This window comes from Pseudoalteromonas arctica A 37-1-2 (assembly GCF_000238395.3).
Taxonomy (GTDB): Bacteria; Pseudomonadota; Gammaproteobacteria; order Enterobacterales; family Alteromonadaceae; genus Pseudoalteromonas; species Pseudoalteromonas arctica.
In genome coordinates this window covers 3513657-3536447 of the sequence record NZ_CP011025.1, presented here as the reverse complement: position 1 = coordinate 3536447, position 22791 = coordinate 3513657, and the positions used below count along the sequence as shown (strand labels likewise).

The following is a 22791-nucleotide window of genomic DNA, read 5'->3' as shown; positions in this document are numbered from 1 at the left end:
CAGTGTTGAGTAATTTACCAGTCATATTTTTAATGGGTCCAACTGCTGCTGGTAAAACAGCATTGGCAATCTCACTGTGCGAGCATTTAAATACAGAAATAATCAGCGTTGATTCAGCGTTAGTGTATAAAGATATGAACATTGGTACTGCAAAACCCGATGCAGAAGAACTTGCTAAAGCTCCGCATCATCTGATCGACTTACTTGACCCGAGTGAAACATATTCAGTTGCTGATTTTAGGCGCGATGCAGTACAAAAAATTGACGAATTTCATAGACAAGGTAAAGTGCCTGTATTGGTTGGAGGTACAATGTTGTACTTTAAATCTTTAATTGATGGTTTATCGCCTTTGCCTGAAGCAGATACAGTAATAAGATCAGAGCTAGAAGCACAAGCTAAAGAATTTGGCTGGCCTCATTTATATAAAGAATTAGTTAAAGTTGACCCAAAAGCAGCCGAAAAAATAAGTGAGAATGACTCACAAAGAATTAATCGAGCTTTAGAGGTTTACAGGTTAACTGGTAAGACCATGACTGAGTTGCAAAAGCAAAAACAGCCGGCTTTACCTTATACTTTTCATCAATTTGCGATTGCACCGCAAGAACGTAGCGAATTACATCGCCGAATTGAAGAAAGGTTTAAAATAATGATTGATCAGGGGTTTGAAAATGAAGTTTCGACCCTATATCTACGTAAGGATTTACACCCCAATATGCCTTCTATTCGTTGTGTTGGTTATAGACAAATGTGGGATTACCTTGCGGGTGAAACAAGCCATGATGAAATGGTTTTTCGTGGCATCGCAGCAACACGTCAATTGGCAAAACGTCAGTTAACGTGGCTTCGTAGCTGGCCTGATGTTACTTGGTTAACAACGGGTGACGAAGAAAACTTGCATCGTGTAGTAAGTTCGCTAAGCTAGTAGTAGTTGAATATTGTTTTTTATCAAATAAGTTCAGCCACTTAATTATAATAACACCTAGAACGAAGGAACAATAACATGGCAAAAGGCCAATCGTTACAAGACCCATTTTTGAATGCACTACGACGTGAGCGCATTCCAGTATCAATCTTTTTGGTAAATGGCATAAAATTACAAGGCAAAATTCAGTCATTTGACCAATTTGTTATTTTACTAGAGAACACCGTAAATCAAATGGTTTATAAGCATGCAATTTCAACAGTTGTCCCTGCTCGCGCAGTTAACTTCCAAGCAGTTCAAGGGAGTGAAGACACTGAAGAACCAGAAGCTGGTAACTTTTAATTAGGAGCATAATGTTTGTTTGACCGCTATGAATCCGGCGAACAGGCAATTTTAGTTCATATCGACTTACCTAAAGAAGGGGATCGTGAAGATCTTCATGAATTAGAAATGTTGGTATCTTCTGCTGGTGTTAGTAGTTTGGCGGTTGTGCAAGGCAGCCGTCAAGCACCACATCCGAAACTATTCGTCGGTACCGGTAAAGCAGAAGAAATAGCTGAGATTGTCAAAATCCACAATGCAGATGTCGTAATTTTCAATCATCAACTCAGGCCGTCACAAGAGCGTAATTTAGAGCGTGTTTGTCAGTGTCGTGTGCTTGATAGAACGACGCTAATTCTTGATATTTTTGCCCAACGTGCACGTACCCATGAGGGTAAGCTGCAGGTTGAATTGGCACAACTTCGCCATATGTCGACTCGATTAATTCGGGGCTGGACCCATCTTGAACGCCAAAAAGGCGGGATTGGTTTACGTGGACCTGGTGAAACCCAACTTGAAACAGATAGACGATTACTTCGTGCCCGAATTCAAAATATCCGTGCGCGTTTAGCTAAAGTAGCAGTGCAACGCGAACAAGGTAGGCGAGCTCGCACTCGTAACGAAATACCTACGGTATCGTTAGTTGGCTATACCAATGCGGGTAAATCTACATTATTTAATCGAATTACGAATTCAGATGTATACGCGGCCGATCAGTTGTTTGCAACGCTTGACCCGACTCTACGTAAGCTTGAATTAGGTGATGTTGGTCCTGTTATCTTAGCTGATACAGTGGGCTTTATTCGTCATTTACCGCACGACTTAGTTGCTGCTTTTAAAGCAACGCTAACTGAAACTCGTGAAGCTGATTTACAGTTACATGTAATTGACGCAGCAGACTCTCGTCTTCAAGAAAATATTGAACAAGTACAATCGGTGCTTAAAGAAATTGAAGCCGATGAAGTACCACAGCTATTAATTTATAATAAAATTGATGCGCTGGATAACGTAAGCCCACGTATTGATCGAGATGACGAAGGCCAACCTATAAGAGTATGGCTTAGCGCTCAGACTGGTGAAGGGTGTGAATTACTTAGTGAGGCTATTAGTGAACTGCTTGCTAAGAAGATGTTTAACGAAACATTATTTCTTACGCCATTGTATGGTCGCCTAAGGGCTGCATTGTTTAGTTTAAATGCAGTACATGAAGAACGCTTTGATGAGCAAGGTAATTGGCTGTTAGATGTTAGAATGCCAATGGTTGAGTGGAATCGTTTAATTAAAGAATTTGGTCCTGAAATTGCTGGTTTTATCAACCGTAATTAAAAATTGACGTTTTAATGTCGGTTTTTGTATGAGAAACGCGGTAGATTTGTTAGATTTAACACAATTTCCTAATTTATTTAGATAACAATGGAGTATAGCTATGGCCTGGAATGAACCGGGTAATAATGGCAATGACAAAGATCCGTGGAATAATAAAGGCGGACGTGATCAAGGCCCACCTGATTTAGACGAGGTGTTCCGCAAGTTTAGTAACAAGTTCGGCGGCTTATTTGGCGGGAAAAAATCCGGCAATGGTAGCGGCGGTGGACTTGGCGGAGCCGGTATTTCATTCATACTTATTATCGCCGTTATTGTATGGGCGTTAAGTGGTATTTATACGGTTAAAGAAGCCGAGCGTGGTGTGGTTCTTCAATTTGGTAAATATGACCGAATTGCTGATCCTGGTCTGCGTTGGAAAATGACGTTTATTGAAACGGTAATCCCAGTAGATATTGAAGCAGTTCGTTCATTATCGGCTTCTGGTTTTATGCTTACTGAAGACGAAAACGTAGTGAGCGTTGAGTTTCAGGTGCAATACCGTGTTATTGACCCATACCTTTATGAATTTAGCGTAACTAACGCTGATAGTAGCTTAGAAGAAGCACTAGATAGTGCACTACGTTACGTTGTGGGTCATGCAAAAATGGACCAAGTATTAACTAATGGCCGTGAGGTTGTTCGTCAAAATACATGGGATGAGCTTAATAAGATTATCGAACCATATAACTTAGGTTTAATTGTTACTGACGTGAACTTTAAAGACTCTCGTCCGCCAACTGAAGTTAAAGATGCATTTGATGATGCGATTGCTGCACAAGAAGATGAAGAACGTTTCATTCGTGAAGCGGAAGCATATGCTCGTGAAATTGAACCGCGTGCTCGTGGTCAAGTAACGCGTATGACTCAAGAAGCGGAAGGTTACCAAGAGCGTATTACATTAGAAGCACAAGGTGAAGTAGCTCGTTTTGAAAAGCTACTACCTGAATATCAAGCAGCTAAAGAAGTTACTCGTGAGCGCTTATACATTGATGCAATGGAAGAAGTGTTAGGGAGTAGTTCTAAAATATTGGTTGATGTTAAAGGCGGTAATAACATGCTTTATTTACCACTTGATAAGATCATGGATAAGCAAGGGACAGCAACACGTGTTGCACTTCCAAGCTCTAGTGATATTCAAGATTTACGCAATAAAGTAAATACGTCGCGCAATAGCTCTGTTAATAGTGGCAATGACCGCTTTAACAACGACCGCTTCAATGATGGGAGATAATCATAATGAAAAACTTTAGTTTAGTAATACTATTAGCTGCCATTGTTATGTCTTTCTCATCGGTATTTGTTGTACCTGAAGGGCAAAAAGCAATTGTAATGTTATTCAGTAAAGTACAAAAAGACAGCGACGATCAAGCGATTGTATATGGCCCAGGCCTACAATTTAAGGTGCCATTTTTTAGCCAAGTACGTCGTATTGATGCACGTATTCAAACGCTAGATGGTGCGCCGGACCGCTTTGTTACTAGTGAGAAAAAAGACTTAATTGTTGATTCGTTTGTAAAATGGCGTGTTAATGACTTTAGCGCTTTTTACTTACGTGCCCGTGGCGATAAGCAATATGCTGAAACGCTACTTAAACAAAAAGTAAATAATGGTCTTCGTACAAACTTTGGTACACGTACAATTCGCGAAATTGTATCGGGTGAGCGTAGCGAGTTGATGGAAGAAGCGTTAGTACAAGCTTCTGAAAGTGCACGTGAGCTAGGTATTGAAGTACTAGACGTACGTGTTAAGCAAATCAACCTACCACAAGAAGTGAGTAGCTCTATTTACCAACGTATGCGCGCTGAGCGTACTGCTGTTGCAAAAGAGCATCGTTCTGAAGGTCAGGAAAAAGCCGAGACTATTCGTGCGGGTGTTGACCGCCGTGTAACAGTAATGCTTGCCGATGCAGAGCGTAATGCGCGTTCTGTACGTGGTCAAGGCGATGCTGATGCCGCAGGCATCTATGCAAGCGCGTATAACAAAGACCCTGAGTTCTTTAGTTTTGTGCGTTCGCTTGAGGCTTACAAAAAGACTTTTAAAAATAAGCAAGACGTTATGGTGCTTTCACCAGATAGCGACTTCTTCCAATATATGAAAGGCGCTAAAGCTCAATAGGCTTTACGTTAATTATTTAAAAGTTAAAAAGCCTCGCATTTGCGGGGCTTTTTGTTAAACACAGTCTAGTGCTTTAAATCACTGTTATTTATGTGGTTATTAGCTAATATTTGGATATAACAAATGCGCGCAGAAAAAATAAGCTGAACAGGGGTGATCTTTACTTTAGTTTTCTGGTAAAATCTCGTCCTAATTTTCTCTAAGTGAATTTACGATGGGTAAAAACGTTGTTGTATTAGGCACCCAATGGGGTGACGAAGGAAAGGGTAAGGTAGTTGATCTCCTTACAGACAAAGCATCTTTAGTAGTTCGTTATCAAGGTGGCCACAATGCGGGTCATACTTTAGTTATCGAAGGTGAAAAGACGGTTCTACACCTTATTCCATCGGGTGTATTACGTGACAATGTTAAATGTGTGATTGGTAATGGTGTAGTTTTATCACCAGAAGCGCTAATGAGAGAAATTGGCATGCTTGAAGAACGCGGCGTACCAGTACGTGAGCGTCTTTTAATAAGTGAAGCATGTCCGCTAATCTTGCCTTTCCATGTTGCATTAGATGTAGCCCGCGAAACTGCTCGTGGCGATAAGCCAATTGGTACAACTGGCCGTGGTATCGGTCCTGCGTACGAAGATAAAGTGGCTCGCCGTGGTTTACGCGTAGGCGATTTATTTAATCCTGAATTATTTGCAGCTAAATTAAAAGAAGTTCTTGAATACCATAACTTCACTTTAGTTAACTACTACAAAGTAGACGCTGTAGATTTCCAAAAAACGTTTGATGATGCAATGGCTGTTGCTGATATCTTAAAAGCAATGGTTGTAGATGTAACTGAGCTTTTAGATCAAACGCGTTTAGCAGGCGAAAACATTTTATTTGAAGGTGCACAAGGTACGTTACTTGATATCGATCACGGTACTTACCCTTATGTAACATCTTCAAATACTACAGCTGGTGGCGTTGCGACTGGTGCAGGTTTTGGTCCATTAAACCTTGATTACGTTTTAGGTATTATTAAAGCGTACACTACACGTGTTGGTTCAGGTCCTTTCCCTACAGAGCTTTACGACGGTCTTGAGAAACAAGATCCAGTTGGTAAGCACTTAGGTGATAAAGGCCATGAGTTTGGCGCTACAACAGGTCGACTTCGTCGTACTGGTTGGTTAGATGCAGTGGCTATGCGCCGTGCGGTTCAAATCAACAGTATTTCAGGTTTTTGTTTAACTAAGCTTGATGTTTTAGACGGCTTAGAAACGCTTAAAATCTGTATTGGTTACAAGCTTGAAGATGGCACAGTTACTAACGTAACACCATTAGCAGCTGAAGGTTACGATAAAGTAACGCCAGTATACGAAGAAATGCCAGGTTGGTCAGAAAACACTGTTGGTGTAACGAGTCTTGACGGTTTACCAAAAGCTGCGATTGACTACATCAAGCGTATTGAAGAAATTACGGGTGTTCCAATTGATATTATTTCTACAGGTCCAGACCGCGTAGAAACTATGGTACTTCGCAACCCGTTTGCGTAATTACCATTAGATTAAAAAAAGCTGCCTAGTGCAGCTTTTTTTGTATCTAAAATTCACCTTGGAACGATCTTTGTATATATTTTAATAAGTTTATTTTTATAAGTGGTGAGCATGCGTTTATTTTACCGTAATTGCGTATTAAGGCTTTCGTTAATTCCGCTGTCTTTATTTATAGCAACCAACAGCTTAGCTACAGAAAGCCCTGCTGCTGTACCGCTGTATACAGAATCTGAGCTAATTGCGTTAATAAATAAAAATACGCATTTAGCGCGGGTGAAGGCAGATGATTGCCAGTTAGTGCAAGATATAGAAGCACGAGCCAATAAAATGGCATTGCCGTCTTATCAATTTTTATACGGCGATATGCTGGCTTATAACGTGTGCGTGGATCGTAATGTAGAGTTAGGTGTGTATTACATGCGAAAAGCGGCTGAACAAGGCTTAGCGGCAGCGCTAGAGCAGCTAGGGCGTTACTACGACACCGGGCGTTTAGTTCAGCAAGATAAAGCAATGGCAATTACGTATTTGCGTGAAGCGTCGTCGCAAGGCAATTTAAAAGCACAACTACGTTTGGTTAAATTATTTAATGATGGCTATGGCAGCCCGCGTGATTTTGAAGATGCATACCGTTGGCTATTTAATTCTATGGTGGCAGATAAAGCGACTCATAAAAAAATTGAGCGAGCGCTGACTAAGTTAGCGCAAAAAATGCCAGATAGTGTGGTTGCGCGAGCTCGCCTTCCTATTTAATGGCTCTTAAAAAACAAAACCCTAACTTTTTAAGTTAGGGTTTTTGAGTTTTTACAGGTAGTAAAAGTGTTTAACTTTCTTCTTTAGCCTTTGTTTGCGGGTCTTTTAAGACCGACATTTTAGGCGGCTGTAATGCAACAACACGCTCGCCTTCTTGCGGCGGTTTTTCCATGTTGATTGTAAACGGTCTTAGCTTAATTGGCGTATCGTCGTCGCTGTCTTTATCACCTTTAAGAATAAACAAAGGGATAGCCTCAGGGTTCATTTCTAGGTATTGCTCCCAGCTAAACTCATCCGAGATACGTGTTGAACTAACCTTACCGCCTTTAGCTATGATACTGCTCAAACGAGCGTATGAGCCTTCGTCGCCAAACAATATTTGTCTAGATAAAAACGTTGCGCTGTCTTTATTTGCTTTAGCATGCGACGTTGATGAGCGAAGCGAAAATACATTTTTTTCATTAAGTAAATGCGAAAAGTATTGAACGCCTAGCGCATTATGATGACGGTTTGGCGATAGCGCTAAGACACTGCGAATAGTTGTTAGAGGTAAGTAGCGTTCAGCATGCTCTGATTGCGGGTTACCATAATAACAAGCTAAGCCATCCATACGTGCCATTCTGCAGTTTTCCCATGCAGGGTCTGAGAGGTGAACCGGAATATTCTGCTCTTGTAAGCCACGTCCAATTGCACGTGATACATGGTTTGCACCAATAATTAATATTGTGTTTGGCGATGGTTGGCGTACACCTAATAGCTTTGCAACAGGGATGGCTGTTAAGCTTTGCAGCACAACCGTAATGATGATCACCGTAAATATAAGTGGCACCATCTTTTCAGCATCAGCAACGCCAGCTTCCATCATACTTAGTGCAAATACCGACCCAACGGCTGCGGCAACTATACCGCGTGGAGCAATCCAGGCAAGTACCAAGCGAGACTTCATTGGTAAGTCAGTACCAAAGGTCGAAATAGCAATGCACAGTGGGCGTGCAACAAAAAGCACAATAGCTAAAAATATAAATACATCGCTGTCGAGCATCATCAAATCAGAAAGCTGTAAACGTGCTGCAAGTAAAATAAACAGCGTCGATATCAAAATCATCGACAAGTCTTCTTTAAACTCAAGTACAGAATCTATTTCTAAATCATCTTGGTTCGCAAGCCAAATACCAAATACAGTTACTGCTAATAAGCCTGATTCATGGCTTAAATAATTTGATACAGAAAAACTAATAAGGACTAGTGCTAAAATTCCAAACTTATGTAATTCGAATGGCAGCCACTCGCGACGCATTAATAGGGTTGTTAGCCAACCTGCGGCAACACCAATACTTAAACCAACACCTAGGGTTTTAACTAAAGCAATAATAGTATGACTAAATACTTCGCCTTGGCCTACAAGCATTACAGCTTCAAATACCAATACAGCAAATAATGCGCCAATTGGATCTATTACAATACCTTCCCAACGAAGTATGCGGTCTATATCTTGTGTTGGGCGCATTGAGTTTAATAGCGGTGCTATAACGGTAGGGCCAGTAACAACGAGTACTGCGCCTAGTACCGCAGCAACACGCCAGTTAAGCTCAAGCAACCAGTAGGCACTTAGGCTAATAATAATACAGGTAGTAAGCATACCGATTGAGCAGAGATTCCTTACAACTTTTCCTATCCCTTTTAATTCTCTGAAATGCAGAGTTAAGGAACCTTCAAATAAAATGATGGCAACGCTTAGTGATACTACCGGAAACAGTAAATCACCTAAAAGTGCATCAGGGTCTAAAACACCACTAAATGGTCCAAGTAAAAGACCAGTAAGCAATAAAAAAAGAATAGCGGGTACTCTAAAAGCCCACGCGACCCATTGGGCAAGCACAGAGCAAAGTGCGATACCGGCTATGTAAATTGCTGACATAGATTAAGAATTCCTTATTTATGACGATATGTTTAGAAAGTATAACTTTTGTTAATTATTAATACAGGGGTATACACCGGAAACTCAAATATTACTAATCAATTTTAGCTGCTTATAAAAGATTAGTAGGCTTAAATTATTTAGCGAGGACTTAGCCACCTTATTTTAAAGTGTATTAATTGTTTAATTTATTGAATTTTAATAACAATATAAACGGTATGAGTGTTTCGTATTAACTTAGTTCGAATTTTAACCTTGATTTTAAAGGGGTATTTGGTGTATTATACTTCGTGTTCTAATAATTAGTCATCTAACGAAGTTTATTGAAGATAAAACAGGCTTGTTAATCTTAACGTCATTTTTAATCTTTATAATCATGTGTTAGTGATGTTTCTAGTATTAGAGCATTACAAAATATCATTTGCCGAATTCTTGGTATGGTTTTGCCAAACAAGTTTATTTAATTATTTAAGTAAATAAAGGTTTGAGTTGAACTATTACTTTCAATATTTAGCCCCCCATCGTGGCGGTTAAATCTCGGTCCTTTGGTCTTCACCCTATCTGTTGGTGTATCAGACTTTAGAGGCTCTATGTATGTTGTTAATAAAAAAGCCACACACAGCTTTTTACAGCGATGCATAAACAACACTTTTAAATTTTTTGATTAGTGCTGCTCAATATTATTGGGTTGTTGCTACTTTTACTTAACCTCAAATCTAAGCTTCTTGTTTTAGATATGGTTTTTGCGTGTGTGTAAAAAAGTGTTGCCTAAATGAAAAGAAAAATTCGAAGCTATGTTTTAAACCTAGCTACTTAGTTTTAGCTCGTCTAATTAAGATGAGCGCAGATAAAATGGAAAGTTGAGCATTTATGCAAAAGTTAAATTGGCGACGTATCGTACTTAAAGTAGGTAGTGCATTAATTGCACCAGATCAAGATGGCTGCCGTTCGCGTTACATATTAACCATCGCACAGTTCATTGTTCGTTGTCGTGCCCGTGGAATCGAGGTGATTTTAGTATCATCGGGTTCTGTAGCGGCTGGAGCGCATTTATTCCCATCAGACAAACCTCGCTCTGTGGTGATGAAAAAAGCAATGGCAGCAGCAGGCCAAACAGAAATGATCGCCATGTGGGACCGCTTTTTTGACTTTCCATCTGCGCAACTATTATTAACGCACGGCGATTTACGTGACCGCGAGCGTTACCAAAGTATTCGCGAAACAGTGTTTACTTTGCTTGAGCATGGTGTTTTTCCTATCATTAATGAAAATGATGCTGTAACTACCGACGACTTAAGAGTGGGTGATAACGACAACTTATCAGCAATGGTCGCAGCAGCAGCCGATGCCGATGCTTTATTAATATTCTCAGACGTTGATGGGTTATATGATAAAAACCCTAACTTACATGATGATGCGGTGTTACTGCCTGAAATAAAATCAATTGATGAATCTATTTATGCTATGGCAGGATGTGCTACAAGTGCTGTTGGTACTGGTGGCATGAAAACCAAAATAGAAGCGGCAGAAAAAGCAACGTCACATGGTATCGCGACTTATATTATAAACGGCTTTAAAGAAGAAACATTTACGAAACTGCTAGCTGGGGAAAATCCTGGTAGCGTATTTTTACCGTACGAAAAGCCGATGCAAGATTCTGTACATTGGATGACACACACAGCAAATGAGCAAGGTGAAGTTGTTGTTGATGGATCATTTGATGAATCCCTTGAAGGTGAAAGTGGATGTATTCGCGGTGATGAAATCATGGAAGTCCATGGTGAATTTGCTGTTGGTGATACCATTTTAGTACGTAGTGAAGACGGTACGCGTTTAGCTAAAGCGACCGCAAATTATAGTAGCTGTTTGTTAAACTTTATTGCAGACAACGAACAGAGTGAATTCAGCGAAAAAATGCAGGATTCAATTGGACCAGTTATATCTGAAAAACATATCGCATTATTGGAGAAGTCATGAGTTTAATTACGGACATTTCACGCCAGACAGCTAAAGCTGCCCATACACTTGCTTTACTCGATACCGAGACTAAAAATCAAGTACTAGTTGAAATGGCAGCGGCATTAAGAGAGCAAAAAGCATTTATAATCAAAGAAAACGAAAGTGACCTAAGCGCAGCACGCGACAATAACTTAGCAGCCTCAATGATCGACCGCTTAACGCTAAACGATGAGCGTATTGAAGCAATGGCAGAAGGTATTGAAGTAATCGTAAGCCTGGACGATCCTGTTGGTCAGCTACGTGATATTACAGAGCGTCCAAATGGCATTAAAATTCGTAAAATGCGCGTACCTCTTGGCGTTGTATGTATGATTTACGAAGCACGCCCAAATGTAACAGCAGACGCTGGCGCATTATGTTTTAAATCAGGTAATGGCGTAATTTTACGTGGCGGTAAAGAAGCACTTAAAAGTTCGCAAGCTATCGCAAGTGTAATGCACAGCGTACTTGAAAAGCATAACTTACCAGTATCACTTATTTCAGTGATTCCAGATCCAGATCGTGCACTATTAATGGAATTAATGCAGCAACGTGAAAGCATTGACTTAATAATTCCACGTGGCGGTGAAGGCTTAATTAACTTTGTTACTGAAAACAGTACGATTCCAGTAATTCAGCATTACAAAGGCGTTTGTCATCTATATGTAGATAAAGATGCAGACCTAGAAATTGCGCTTAACTTACTACTTAACGGTAAAACGCAGCGTACCGGTGTTTGTAATGCACTTGAGGGCTTAGTAGTTCATCAAGATGTTGCAGATGAGTTTTTAAATCTGTGCGCAGTTGTATTACGCCAAGAAGGTGTAAAAATAAATGCTGACAGCTTTGCAGCTAAATACTTTGATAATGCAACTGTGTTAGCCGATAACGAATTTGGTGAAGAATATCTAGACCTAGAAATCGCTATTCGCGTTGTACCAAACTTTACGGCAGCGGTTGAACACATTGCACAGTTTGGATCAAACCACACTGAAGTAATTTGCACTAAAAACGCAGCCGCTGCAGAGTTATTCCAGCGTAGTGTCGATGCTTCTGTAGTGATGGTTAATACATCATCTCGCTTTTCTGATGGCTCACAGCTGGGTCTAGGCGCAGAGATTGGTATAGCAACTTCTAAGCTTCATGCATACGGCCCTATGGGACTTGAGTCACTGACTACTGAGAAGTACTTAGTGAATGGTGAAGGCCAAGTTCGCGAGTAACCGCTAAAGCTTAATTTCATTAAAAAGCCGAGTATGGAAATACTCGGCTTTTTTGTTTTTTCAGACTACTCTGTAATTAATTTAGTTTTTCAAGCCAGTCGCTTGCAGGTTCAGGCCTGTGTAAATAATAGCCTTGAAGAATAACTTCTGGATATTCTTGCAATAAATCAAAGTGGGACTGGTTCTCTACACCTTCAGCAACTATCTCGAGTTCAAATAAACGGCCTAAGCTTACAATCATATCAATAATTAGCTTATCGTTATTATCAGTCGGTGCTTCCAATACAAAAGAACGGTCAATTTTTAGTTCTTGTATGGGTAATTGTTTAAGGTAAGTTAAACTCGAATATCCAGTACCAAAGTCATCAATTGATACCCTAATACCTAGCTTCTTGATAAAGTGAACAGCCTCAATAGCCGCTTCCATGTGATTAAGCAATGTACCTTCAATTATCTCAATAGTGAGTTGCTGAGGATTAATGCTATGTTGCTTTATTTGTTGGCTAATAAAGCTTAAAAAACGCGCTTCATGAAAGTGCCTGCCACTTACATTAATTGATAGGTTTAACTCAGGGTGAGTTTTACTAAGTTGCGTTAATATTTCAAGTGCATTTGAAGTTACCCAGCAATCTAAGTCATAAATTATATCTGACTCTTCGGCTATAGATATAAACTCACCAGGGCTAATGAAGCCTTTTTGAGGATGCTCCCATCTTAATAAAACCTCAGCCCCTTTAAGGGTTTGGCTTCGGTCAAATTGGGATTGTAAATATAGGGATAACTCATTATTTGAGATTGCTTTACGTAAATCTTGCTCTATTTCAAAACGGCGTTTTGCTTGCTCGCCAAACGAAGTATCAAAAAAGGTAACTCTATTACCGCCTTTTTCTTTTGCTTTGTAACAAGCCGCCTCACAGTTACGGATTGTTTCTATAGCACTTTCCCACTGATCTTCCCGAGGAAAAATATACGTGCCAATACTTACTGTTAAGCTAACGTCTTGTTCATCAACGACAAAGGGGTGGTTTACACTTATGATCAGTTCTTGGGCTTTATTTTCAGCCATAGCTTGGGCTCTGATCCTGCCAACGCCTTTTTCAACTGTACACAGTACTGCAAATTCATCACTGCCTAAGCGAGCAATAACATCTTTTTTATTCACCTTAGAATGAATTCGTTTAGTTAATTCTTTTAAAATGTTATCGCCAGCGAGTAGGCCTAATCCATCATTTATTGAGTGGAAGCTGTCTATGTCAATAATATAAATATAGGCATAACTATTTTCGGTACTACAAACCTGAAGTTGCTGCTCCAACTGCTTTAAAAAACCATTTCGGTTGGGCAAACCTGTAAGTTCATCATGCCATGTGAGGTAGTGAATTCTTTCTTGCGTTATCTTAACGCTAGAAATATCACTAAATACACCAATATAGTGCACGTTGGTATCTTGCTCGCCTCTTACCATACTAAGAGTTAATAACTCAGGATAAAGCTCGCCATTTTTTCGTCTGGTTACTAGCTCTCCACTCCAATATCCTGCTTGGTTTGCATGATGCCATACTTGATCAAAGCTAATACTAGGGTGGTTATTTTGTTTAATATCGTGCAACTGCATTTGCAGGGAGTCAGATTCAGAGTAACCTGTAATCCGGCAAAATGAAGGGTTTACGGCAATGATTTTTCCGTTACTGTCGGTAATAACAACGCCATCAGCGGTTCCCGTTAGGGCTTGATAAAATAATTTTTGTTTTGATGAGAGCTCTTTTAATTCTTCTTCACGCTGGCTTAGCTCTTGTATTAGTGATTCTATTTCAAGTAGCTTGTCGTGCAGGTCAAAGTTTTTTTCGATAAGCCTATCTAGCATGCCTTGAGCGGTAATATGAGTGCGAATGCGTGCTCTAACGAGCGCTAGCTTGTAAGGTTTGTGTATGTAGTCAATTGCGCCCATAGCAAAGCCTTTTTCTTCAGACTCTTCTTCGGTAAGCGCAGTTACAAATATGACGGGGATGCCTTTGGTATTTTGTTTCGCTTTGAGTATATTACATACTTCGTAGCCGTCCATGCCAGGCATCATTATGTCTAATAAAATCAAGTCAGGCCGAGTTGACTCAATAAAGATCAAAGCCTGCTCACCACTAGTAGAAATACGTACATCGTAGTCAGTTAAAAGTCCTTCTACTAATACGTGTAAATTACTAGGTTCGTCATCAACAATAAGAATTAAAGGTTTATGTTTTTTCTCTGTGGTTAATCCATTACTGTTTGCGAGGTAATTTGAATGCACTATCTGTCCTTCTCTGCGTTCTTTACAATATTAAATCTAGTTCAGGTTAGTGGTTATGCCTAATTTTTATTATCGTTTCTATACTTATCAATAAGCTCAATTACTAACGCGTAGTTAAAATGATCAATTGCTTCTTTGAGCTTAAATAGAGAGTGGCCTCTCTCATATTGATTCATTTCTAGCTGTCTAATCAAACTGCTAGGTACGGGGCGAGCCGTTAATGCTAATGAGTATATATTATCAATAACCGAGTCTTCGTTTTCTAGTTCATGTTGCTGTATATGTTCTTTTTTAAAGCTGTAAGCTATCAAAAATTGTTTTACAGCAAAAAGTGTAAGTATTAATTGCTCATTAAAATGAGATAAATTAATACTTTTCTTATCTATTAAGCTTTTCTCAACACTTTGCGCACTTTGTTGCAGTAGCTCAAAGCCTAATGTGCCGGCCAAGCCTTTGAGTGTATGTACTAGTCGAATTAAGCTTTCTAACTCTCCATTTTTGATTAATATATCAGCTTTAATCGAAAAGTCATTGTAATCGTTGACAAACTGAGTAAATAATTTAGCTAACAATTCGTCATTGTTTTCTAGGTTTTCTTTTGCTAAAGGCAGGTTTATAGTGCTCAGAGATTCGCTACTTTGCAGATGCTTTTCTATACTTTCGTAAAGCGCATCAAAAATAATCGGTTTTACTAAAAAGTCATCCATACCCGCTCTAAACGCTGCTTTTTTATCATTAGGATCTGCGGCTGCCGTAATGGCAATTATGGGAGTTTTGTAGCCTCGCTCTCTTAATATGCTTGTTGCTTCAAGCCCATCCATAACTGGCATTTGAACATCCATAAAAATAATATCGATGTCATTTATCTCTACTTTATCTAATGCATCATGTCCATTATCAGCAATGATCACGGTCATATCTAATTTTGCTAAAAGGGCGGAGGCTATTTCTTGGTTAATTCTATTATCATCAACAACTAATGCATTAAAACCCGAGAATTTAGGGTGAGGCTTTAATTGCTTTTCTTTAAAATTATTTGGTGAAAGCTTTCTTAAAATTTCAACTTCACTATTTTTATTACCAATAATTATAATGTCTATATTTTCATTTTTTGCAATTGGCTCAGGAGACTCTTCATCGGTAATTAATAAAATCAGTGTCAATTTTTCATTAACGTTTTTATTTTGAGCGTACAGTTGTTGTAAAATAAAGTTATCGTTGAGCTCTTTTTTTTCTATCGACATTATTACAATACTAAATGGGCTACTAGGCTGAGACATTTTTGCAATGGCCCTTAATGGTTCTTGTGTTGTTTCTGTCGTTATATTTATATCACTTAGTAAGTCCATTAATTTTTTAATTTGCTCATTATCAGGGCTAATTAATAAGGCGTGTTTTTTAAGCTTTTGTTGCTCAGATAAAGTAAAGGGTAGAGTAAAGAAAAACTCGCTACCTTGATTAATCGTGCTCCTTACTTGTATATCTCCGCCTAGCAATTTAGTTAATTGTTTGCTTATAGTGAGCCCTAAACCCGTCCCACCATACTTTCTTGTTGTGCTTGAATCACCTTGCGAGAAAGACTGGAATATAATTTTTGATTGCTCTTCGGTCATCCCAATACCCGTGTCTTTTATACTAAAGCGAAGGTTTATTGTTTTTTCGTGTTGAGATGTCGCTTCTATAATTAATGATATTTCACCATGCTCAGTAAACTTAATTGCGTTACCTACACAGTTATTTATTATTTGGCTTAAGTGCATTGGGTCGCCAATAAGTTCAAGCCCTGCATCAACGTGTAAAGTAAAGTTTAATAACAAGCCTTTTTGCTTAGCATTTGTTGAGAATAAATTTTGAACGTTAGAAACTATAGTATGTAAGGTAAAAGGGATTTGCTCTAACTGAACTTTTTCCGATTCTAGTTTAGAAAAATCCAGAATATTATTTAAAATCTGCAATAAATTTTGAGCACTTGAAAAAGCTTTATCTGCGTAGTGTTTTTGCCTTGAGGGAAGCTCACTGCTTTGTAAGAGTTGCAACATACCTAATATGCCATTCATTGGGGTGCGAAGTTCATGACTCATATTGGCTACAAAATCTATTTTTGTTTTATTGGCTTTATCAGTTTGCTCCATAGCACTCGTCAGGTCGGCATTCATTGCTTCCATTTGGGAATTTAATACGCGGGTTTCGTTGAGTAGCTCTTTGGTTTGCTTATTTTTTAAATATAAAGCATTAGCTGCTTTTATTACCGACGCTATTTCAGTTTGATTTTGGCTGTTATTTGAAATAGTTACTGGCTTTTCGCTATTCATATCTTTAAGTAATAAAGTGAGCTGAGTAATTGGTTTTATAACCGATCTAAAAATAAAATAGCTTAAAAATAAAATGATTAACATAATTAAAACGGCAAATATATTTGCCTGTTCTGTATTTTTTGTTAAGTGGCTACTTAGTAGCTCTTCTGTTTTGATTAGTTTATTTTTTTCTATGTTTTTAATTTCATTAGTTAAATACAGCAATTCGTTTTCTATGCCTGTAAGCACTACATTTACAGAAAAAGTGTAGCTACGGGTGAGTAATACAAGTTGGTTATAAGCTTGTTTTAAGCTTGTTGTTTTATTGGAGAGGGATTCATTTATTACAGAGGTGCTCGTTAGTTTTTTATGTAAGTGATTTAAGTTTTGTTTTACATTTTGTGCTTCATCAAAATTAGGTTTATAGAGATAGCTTATAATTGCGTGTTTTAAATTACTTATTGTGAGTAAAACATCGTTAAAAATAACTTTATTATCATTGTTTGAAGACCCTTCTAAATCACTAATTGTTACCTGTAGGTCATCAATAGGCTGTTTGAACTGAGTAGTGTAAAGGTGTTCGCGTTTTTGTCTGTTTACGACAACTTGGCCAAATGTATCTTGGTAATTATTTAGATACTCGCCAAGGCGTATTAGTGAGTTTTGATACTCAGGGGTTTGGTTTTGAGTGTTTGTTTTTAGCTGCTCGAGATTTAGATTTGCCTTATTTAAATAAAAATTAAATTTGGTAATCGTATTTTCATTTGCATTGTCAATAAATGAAACTGCATGCCCTTGCAGGGAAATAATATCGTTTTCTAAGTGATTCACAGCTTCACTTTGAATAAGCGCGTTATGCTGCGACTTTTGCAAGTTAAGTAAGGACGTTTGCGAATAGTTAAACAAATAGCTTTGTAAAAGAAGTAATCCAATCAGCGAACACAAAGCTAATATTATTTTTGATTTAATTGAATTTATTATCATTATCGGCTAATCAACTCATACCATTTTTGTAGACTGTAGTCATAGGTTGGCATAACTGTATTCCATACTGCTACATTGCTAAAGCGTTTATAGTAACTACCACCATTACGTTGCGCACCAGCTTTAATAGCTACGTCGCCATTTGTATTTAATAAGTCTATGTTTGTTGCTTTTCCACCGTACCAGTAATCCCATTCGGCCGGCGATAAGAGTAGTTTAGAGCGTTGTGGGTTACTAATGTAATAACCTTGGCGAGCAATAAATGCACCAGGCCAGCCTGAAAGCCACCAATTCATATAATCGTAAGCTGCATCTTTTACGCTACTTTGTGTTTGTGACGATAAACACATAACACCATGCCAGCCTCGGTAGCCTTCTTTTGGCGCGGCAAAACGAATATTAATATTTTGGCTGTTTAACGCAGAGACGGCAGGCGAAAACATACTTTCTATATGGGCTCGCTTACTTCTCATAAATTCAATCGACTCAGGAACCGAGTTCCAATAGCCACTAAAGTGACCTTGGCGTTTAAAGTCGAGTAATATAATAAACAATCTATCAAGTTCTGGGCGAGTCATCGCACCTATATTTTTAAATTTTATAAGCCCTTTACTTTGCGCTGCTAGGGCTAGGTCAAAGAGTCCAATGGTAGGCGCATTTACGATAGCTACTTTACCTCTGTTCTCGTCATCAAGCAGCCAACTCCAGCTTTCGGTTTCGTATGCTATACCGGGCTTAATAAAATCGGTGTTGTAACCAAAAGAGTCAACATTATGCACATAAGGTAAAAAGCTAATATGATCGCTTTCTTGTGCGCTTAATGTGCCATCGGGTTGAACATTTAATAATTTATAGGGAGCATCACCTGCACCAATACTTGCAGTTTCGGTTAATTTTCCCGTTTTAGTAAGTGGATTTATCTCGTTAAAGTAGGTGAGTCGTTTTTTTTCTATTGGCTGTATAGAACCTGCATCCCAAAGCACATTAATGCTGTTTGACCATTGTTCGTATAAATCAAAGGAGCTAGGGTCCATTGATGCCTTTTGCAAAACGGCAGCGCTGCCTGCGGGAGTAAATTCTATATTAATACCCAAGTCACTCATCGCTTGTTTGCGGATAGCCTCTTGGAGTGTTACATGCGTACCAAGCACTCTTAATGTGACTTTTTTTCGGGCAAAAACATAAGGCGCATGTGTTATTGCACCAGCTGTTAAACCTATAGCAGCTAGCTTTTTTAGCGTCGAACGCTTAGGGTTGTCCATGTTAAGCCTAAAGTACTAATGTGTGACATTATGTATAGCTAAGAACTTGTAAAGACACAAGTTGAATGGATAAATTTAAAATTATATAGAATGAGAAATTAAAATAGTAGGGTATCAAAAAATAATAAAACAATGGAAAAATAGAAGAGTAGAGCGAATTTGAAAAGGAGTAGGAAAGTGGTGGAGCTAAGCAGGATCGAACTGCTGACCTCCTGCGTGCAAGGCAGGCGCTCTCCCAGCTGAGCTATAGCCCCACATTCCTAAGTTACATATAATGTAACTGCTTGACTGCTGAGTTCCAAGCGGGACGAACTTTAAGTTTTTTTATAAAATTGGTCAAGTATTTTTTCGTAAATTTTCACTGTTTACGTCAATTTTTGTTAGACTCGGCTTAATTCAAAACTAAAACGATAAAAAACAATGAAAAAATGTGTTCTAGCGCTTATGGTTTTACTCGCTGGCTGTGCCTCAAATGATGAGCCGCCTTTTGAAATAAATAATAAACAATTTCACGAAAAGCAAGATGAGCAAGGCAATAAGCTTTTTGCTTATGTTGTTTCGGTAAAAGCTAAGCATCGTGAAAACTTTAACCTAGACCGTGGTCCTAACAATAGACCAAGCCGTGGTGAGGTTAAGCAGTATATAGAGAAAGAGCATTTTGAAGAGTCGAGCATTCTAAAGTTACAGCTAGAAGATCAAGCAGTTGAATTATTAAATCAAGAGCTAAAAGAGCGTGAGTATTGCGATAACAAACATGAAGTTAATGATGTTTTATGGCGAGATTTGAGCGTACAGCTAAGAGGACGTTGCTTGTAATATGTTGGCTGATAAAACTAAGTTAGCAGAGCTTTTAGTGCGCCTAGATATTACTTACGATGCAATAGAACATCCGCCGCTACATACTAGCTTAGCGGCTGATGAGTTTATGATTGAGCGTCCAGGTACTCGTCTTAAAAACCTATTTTTACGCGATAACGAAGGCAAGCGACACTTTTTAGTTATTACAGCGCACAATAAGCAACTCGATTTAAAGGCACTATCAAAGCAACAAGGGCTTTCGCGTTTAGGGTTTGCATCGAGTGAACGCTTAGCAACGTATTTAAAAGTGGCTCCTGGGTGTGTATCTATGTTGGCTCTTTTAAATGATAAGCAAAACGAAGTGAGCTTATGGGTCGATCAAGATATTTGGGGTGGTGATTTGTTTCATTGTCATCCGTTTGAAAACACCCAAACATGGTTGCTTAGTAAAGCTGATTTAGAAACATTTTTTAATCACACAAAGCATCAACCGCGCGTTGTATTTTTACCCTCAAAATAAGCCCACATAATTAACGATAAACCGCATAAGCAAACCGCGAGCAGCGTAAACATAAACGCTGTTTGCCCATGATGTTGGTATACCACACCGGGTAATAACGACCCTAATGCCCCACCACTGTAATAAAACGATACATATCCGCCATTGGTTACGCTTGGCGGGGCTTTACTTATTTTATTAACGAGCGGTGCGGCAGTTGAATGAATCACAAACATAGCACCACAAAACAAAGTAAATGCGATTAAAAATAAGCTAAGCTGGTGGCTCATTAATAAAATAATACTCACACTATAAAAACTAAATACCGCAGTTAATAAATGCCAAGGCGAAGGGACTTTTTTAAGTAACCAAGGTGCAGCAATAGAGGCGAGGGCACCAACTAAATAACCACTGTAAACTAAACCTATGTCACGAGTATTGGTAATTAAAAACGTGTTTTGTAATATAAACGGTAAGTAATTAAGTAATGCAGCAAAACAAAAAAACATACAAAAGACGGCACCGTACACTTTAAGAATAGCGCCTTCTTTAAGTTGTTTAATGTAATCCAGAGGGGAGAGCTGCGACGGTGTAGCTGGGTTTGTAAAGCGAGAATGCTTAATTGTCAAAGCTAAGCAAATAAGCATAAAAGCAATTACGTAATAAAAGCTCTGCCAATTCCATAAGTCGCTAAACAAAGCTGCGAGCACACGACCAAAGTAACCACCAACTATACTGCTACCAATATATAGGGTCATATTTTTTTGAAGTGTATCAGCGCTATAGCTCATACCTATATAGCTAGTCATTGCTGTTAAAGCTGCAGGGAGTGTTAAACCTTGTAAAAATCTGACTAATAATAAAAGCTCAAAGCTAGGTACATAAATAAAAAGTAAGCAGCTAAGGCCTAAAAGCACCATTGCAATACGTAATATAAGTAGTGGATTTATTTTTGCTAAAAATAAACCATAAACGAGCGGGGCAATGGCTAAGGGCAGCATAGTTGCAGTCATTAAGCTGCCAGCTACCGCAGGTGCTACATTAAATTCGCTCGCAAAAAGGCTAAGTAGGGGTTGCGGTGCATAAAGCACAAAAAATATAAATACCGAGCAAACGAGTAGATGAGGTAAACGCATTATATGGCTTGTGCATTTGCTGATTGGTTGCGTGGTATTGTATTAAAAATTGCTTTTAATTCATAATTAAAACCATAGTCATTGCGCTATATCATGGTTTGTTTTAACTAGTTTGCTAGATTAATGTCGATAGCGCTGTTATTTGAACTCGTTGGTGATTAAAATAGCGATAATATTAGTTTTTAGTGGAACAAAGCCATGGGTTCATTACAAGACCAATTGCTTCAAGCAGGATTAACAACATCGCATAATGCTAAAGTTGCTAAATCAGAAAAGCGTAAGCAACAAAAAAAGCAAAAGAAAGGGGCTACTAGCAACCCAAGTGATCTGCAAAAGCATATTCAACAAACCAAGCTAGAGCAGCAAAAAAAAGCTGAAGAGCTTAACCAAACACGCCAAGTGAGCTTAAAGCAGCGCGAACAAGAAGCGCGTGTTAAACAAATTTTAGAGCACCACAACCAAGACGCTATTCGTGGTGAGCGCACATTTAATTTTACTTATCAAAACAAAGTAAAAAATATCGATGTGAACGAGAAAACGCAAAAAGCGTTATCGGGCGGTCGTTTAGCTATTTGTGTACTAGAAGGGCAATTTTACGTATTAGACGACGAACCAGCACGCAAAGTGGCCGAAGTTGACGAAAAGTATATTGTTTTTCATGTAGAGCCAGAAAACAAACCAAAAGATGAAGATGACCCGTACGCAGACTTTGAAGTACCAGATGATATAGTGTGGTAATAGTCCATTAAGGGTAAGCTCATTTTTATTTGATAAAGTATATAAAAGTGAGACAGAAACGAGTTAGCGGTTTTTGGTTAAGTTGATCGTCTAGCGTCGTTTCGTACGTATGCTTTTTATTTGATTGTTTACTACAATCAATAGAACAGTTTTTCTAACCGTCAAAAAAGAAGAGTAAATACAATGAGCAAGATGAAAACACTACTATTAGTCGCGGGCATTACTTTAGCCGCAAGCTTCTCGTTTAATGCAGCTGCTGCCGATGGCGCTGCACTTTATACAGCTAAGAATTGTCAAACTTGTCATGGCGCTGAAGGTAAAGCACCAATTATGGGTATGTACCCTAAACTAAACGGTCAAAACAAAGACTATTTAGTAGCGCAAATGAAAGATATTAAGTCAGGTGCACGTAATAACGGTATGACCATGGCTATGAAAGCAATGGTTGCAACGGTAACTGATGAAGAGTTTGAAGCAATTGCAGATTACCTAGCTAACGTAAAATAATTTACGCAGCTATACCATTTTAATGCAATTGGTATTTTAGTTTTACAAACAGCCACACAATAGTGTGGCTGTTTTGTTTGGTGTTTGCTATAAAATAGAGACTGCTTTAGACTTCTAAACATCTGTTCGTACAGGTTAATAATGTACG

Annotated in this window: 18 protein-coding genes and 1 tRNA gene; 13 read left to right on the top strand and 6 right to left on the bottom strand. The window is 38.7% G+C overall.

The window, feature by feature from the left end; translation table 11 throughout:
* Positions 1–5 precede the first annotated feature (5 nt).
* The 7 genes from miaA to PARC_RS16020 all read left to right on the top strand — a co-directional run bounded on the left by miaA (position 6) and on the right by PARC_RS16020 (position 7002).
* Entirely contained in the window at positions 6–923 is a 918-nt protein-coding gene (gene miaA, locus PARC_RS16050) for a tRNA (adenosine(37)-N6)-dimethylallyltransferase MiaA (protein WP_007586400.1), read from the top strand.
* A 78-nt stretch (positions 924–1001) separates the two neighbouring features.
* Complete coding sequence (hfq, locus tag PARC_RS16045; protein ID WP_007586402.1) at positions 1002–1265, top strand: RNA chaperone Hfq; 264 nt, start codon at positions 1002–1004, stop codon at positions 1263–1265.
* A 15-nt stretch (positions 1266–1280) separates the two neighbouring features.
* Positions 1281–2570 (top strand): ribosome rescue GTPase HflX, encoded by a 1290-nt coding sequence (gene hflX, locus PARC_RS16040; protein ID WP_007586404.1) that lies wholly within the window; start codon positions 1281–1283, stop codon positions 2568–2570.
* A gap of 100 nt (positions 2571–2670) precedes the next feature.
* Positions 2671–3840, top strand: a complete 1170-nt coding sequence (gene hflK / locus PARC_RS16035; protein ID WP_010554352.1) for an FtsH protease activity modulator HflK — start codon at positions 2671–2673, stop codon at positions 3838–3840.
* Between the two features lie 5 nt (positions 3841–3845).
* Entirely contained in the window at positions 3846–4724 is an 879-nt protein-coding gene (gene hflC, locus PARC_RS16030; RefSeq protein ID WP_010554353.1) for a protease modulator HflC, read from the top strand.
* 214 nt (positions 4725–4938) lie between these two features.
* Positions 4939–6252: an adenylosuccinate synthase gene (locus tag PARC_RS16025; RefSeq protein ID WP_010554354.1), complete on the top strand. Its 1314-nt coding sequence runs from the start codon at positions 4939–4941 to the stop codon at positions 6250–6252.
* A 111-nt stretch (positions 6253–6363) separates the two neighbouring features.
* Positions 6364–7002, top strand: coding sequence for a tetratricopeptide repeat protein (locus PARC_RS16020; protein ID WP_007586412.1), 639 nt, complete (start codon positions 6364–6366; stop codon positions 7000–7002).
* Between the two features lie 70 nt (positions 7003–7072).
* Here the strand turns inward: PARC_RS16020 and PARC_RS16015 are convergent, their stop codons facing one another.
* Positions 7073–8920, bottom strand: a complete 1848-nt coding sequence (locus PARC_RS16015; protein WP_007586413.1) for a cation:proton antiporter — start codon at positions 8918–8920, stop codon at positions 7073–7075.
* Between the two features lie 870 nt (positions 8921–9790).
* Here PARC_RS16015 and proB point away from each other — a divergent pair.
* On the top strand, positions 9791–10897 hold the full coding sequence (gene proB, locus PARC_RS16010; protein ID WP_010554355.1) for a glutamate 5-kinase: 1107 nt from the start codon (positions 9791–9793) through the stop codon (positions 10895–10897).
* Positions 10894–12141, top strand: coding sequence for a glutamate-5-semialdehyde dehydrogenase (locus PARC_RS16005; RefSeq protein ID WP_007586417.1), 1248 nt, complete (start codon positions 10894–10896; stop codon positions 12139–12141). The genes proB and PARC_RS16005 overlap by 4 nt, the downstream gene beginning before the upstream one ends.
* A gap of 76 nt (positions 12142–12217) precedes the next feature.
* On the opposite strand, the gene PARC_RS16000 is transcribed toward PARC_RS16005, so the two are convergent.
* From PARC_RS16000 to PARC_RS15985, 4 genes are all read right to left on the bottom strand, one after another.
* A complete protein-coding gene (locus PARC_RS16000) occupies positions 12218–14425 on the bottom strand; it encodes a two-component system response regulator (protein ID WP_010554356.1) in 2208 nt (735 codons plus the stop codon).
* A gap of 59 nt (positions 14426–14484) precedes the next feature.
* A complete protein-coding gene (locus PARC_RS15995; protein WP_010554357.1) occupies positions 14485–17703 on the bottom strand; it encodes an ATP-binding protein in 3219 nt (1072 codons plus the stop codon).
* On the bottom strand, positions 17703–18965 hold the full coding sequence (locus tag PARC_RS15990) for an ABC transporter substrate-binding protein (RefSeq protein WP_010554358.1): 1263 nt from the start codon (positions 18963–18965) through the stop codon (positions 17703–17705). The genes PARC_RS15995 and PARC_RS15990 overlap by 1 nt, the downstream gene beginning before the upstream one ends.
* A gap of 178 nt (positions 18966–19143) precedes the next feature.
* Positions 19144–19219 (bottom strand) — tRNA-Ala (locus PARC_RS15985).
* Between the two features lie 166 nt (positions 19220–19385).
* Here PARC_RS15985 and PARC_RS15980 point away from each other — a divergent pair.
* Positions 19386–19781 carry a putative periplasmic lipoprotein gene (locus PARC_RS15980; RefSeq protein ID WP_010554359.1) on the top strand — a complete coding sequence of 132 codons (396 nt, stop codon included), beginning with the start codon at positions 19386–19388 and terminating at the stop codon, positions 19779–19781.
* A gap of 1 nt (position 19782) precedes the next feature.
* Positions 19783–20283 (top strand): prolyl-tRNA synthetase associated domain-containing protein, encoded by a 501-nt coding sequence (locus PARC_RS15975; protein ID WP_010554360.1) that lies wholly within the window; start codon positions 19783–19785, stop codon positions 20281–20283.
* On the opposite strand, the gene PARC_RS15970 is transcribed toward PARC_RS15975, so the two are convergent.
* Positions 20250–21398, bottom strand: coding sequence for an MFS transporter (locus PARC_RS15970; RefSeq protein WP_010554361.1), 1149 nt, complete (start codon positions 21396–21398; stop codon positions 20250–20252). The two genes, PARC_RS15975 and PARC_RS15970, sit on opposite strands and share 34 nt — an antisense overlap.
* 198 nt (positions 21399–21596) lie before the next feature.
* On the opposite strand from PARC_RS15970, the gene PARC_RS15965 reads away from it, so the two are divergent.
* Positions 21597–22136 carry a DUF2058 domain-containing protein gene (locus PARC_RS15965; protein ID WP_002957867.1) on the top strand — a complete coding sequence of 180 codons (540 nt, stop codon included), beginning with the start codon at positions 21597–21599 and terminating at the stop codon, positions 22134–22136.
* Between the two features lie 183 nt (positions 22137–22319).
* Complete coding sequence (locus PARC_RS15960; protein WP_033012928.1) at positions 22320–22643, top strand: c-type cytochrome; 324 nt, start codon at positions 22320–22322, stop codon at positions 22641–22643.
* Positions 22644–22791 lie beyond the last annotated feature (148 nt).

Excerpts from the sequence above, each read along its gene's own strand:
- hfq (WP_007586402.1), top strand. The coding sequence starts at position 1,002 with ATGGCAAAAGGCCAATCGTTACAAGACCCATTTTTGAATGCACTACGA.
- hflK (WP_010554352.1), top strand. The coding sequence starts at position 2,671 with ATGGCCTGGAATGAACCGGGTAATAATGGCAATGACAAAGATCCGTGG.
- hflC (WP_010554353.1), top strand. The coding sequence starts at position 3,846 with ATGAAAAACTTTAGTTTAGTAATACTATTAGCTGCCATTGTTATGTCT.
- PARC_RS16025 (WP_010554354.1), top strand. The coding sequence starts at position 4,939 with ATGGGTAAAAACGTTGTTGTATTAGGCACCCAATGGGGTGACGAAGGA.
- PARC_RS16020 (WP_007586412.1), top strand. The coding sequence starts at position 6,364 with ATGCGTTTATTTTACCGTAATTGCGTATTAAGGCTTTCGTTAATTCCG.
- PARC_RS16015 (WP_007586413.1), bottom strand. The coding sequence starts at position 8,920 with ATGTCAGCAATTTACATAGCCGGTATCGCACTTTGCTCTGTGCTTGCC.
- proB (WP_010554355.1), top strand. The coding sequence starts at position 9,791 with ATGCAAAAGTTAAATTGGCGACGTATCGTACTTAAAGTAGGTAGTGCA.
- PARC_RS16005 (WP_007586417.1), top strand. The coding sequence starts at position 10,894 with ATGAGTTTAATTACGGACATTTCACGCCAGACAGCTAAAGCTGCCCAT.
- PARC_RS15995 (WP_010554357.1), bottom strand. The coding sequence starts at position 17,703 with ATGATAATAAATTCAATTAAATCAAAAATAATATTAGCTTTGTGTTCG.
- PARC_RS15990 (WP_010554358.1), bottom strand. The coding sequence starts at position 18,965 with ATGGACAACCCTAAGCGTTCGACGCTAAAAAAGCTAGCTGCTATAGGT.
- PARC_RS15980 (WP_010554359.1), top strand. The coding sequence starts at position 19,386 with ATGAAAAAATGTGTTCTAGCGCTTATGGTTTTACTCGCTGGCTGTGCC.
- PARC_RS15975 (WP_010554360.1), top strand. The coding sequence starts at position 19,783 with ATGTTGGCTGATAAAACTAAGTTAGCAGAGCTTTTAGTGCGCCTAGAT.
- PARC_RS15970 (WP_010554361.1), bottom strand. The coding sequence starts at position 21,398 with ATGCGTTTACCTCATCTACTCGTTTGCTCGGTATTTATATTTTTTGTG.
- PARC_RS15965 (WP_002957867.1), top strand. The coding sequence starts at position 21,597 with ATGGGTTCATTACAAGACCAATTGCTTCAAGCAGGATTAACAACATCG.
- PARC_RS15960 (WP_033012928.1), top strand. The coding sequence starts at position 22,320 with ATGAGCAAGATGAAAACACTACTATTAGTCGCGGGCATTACTTTAGCC.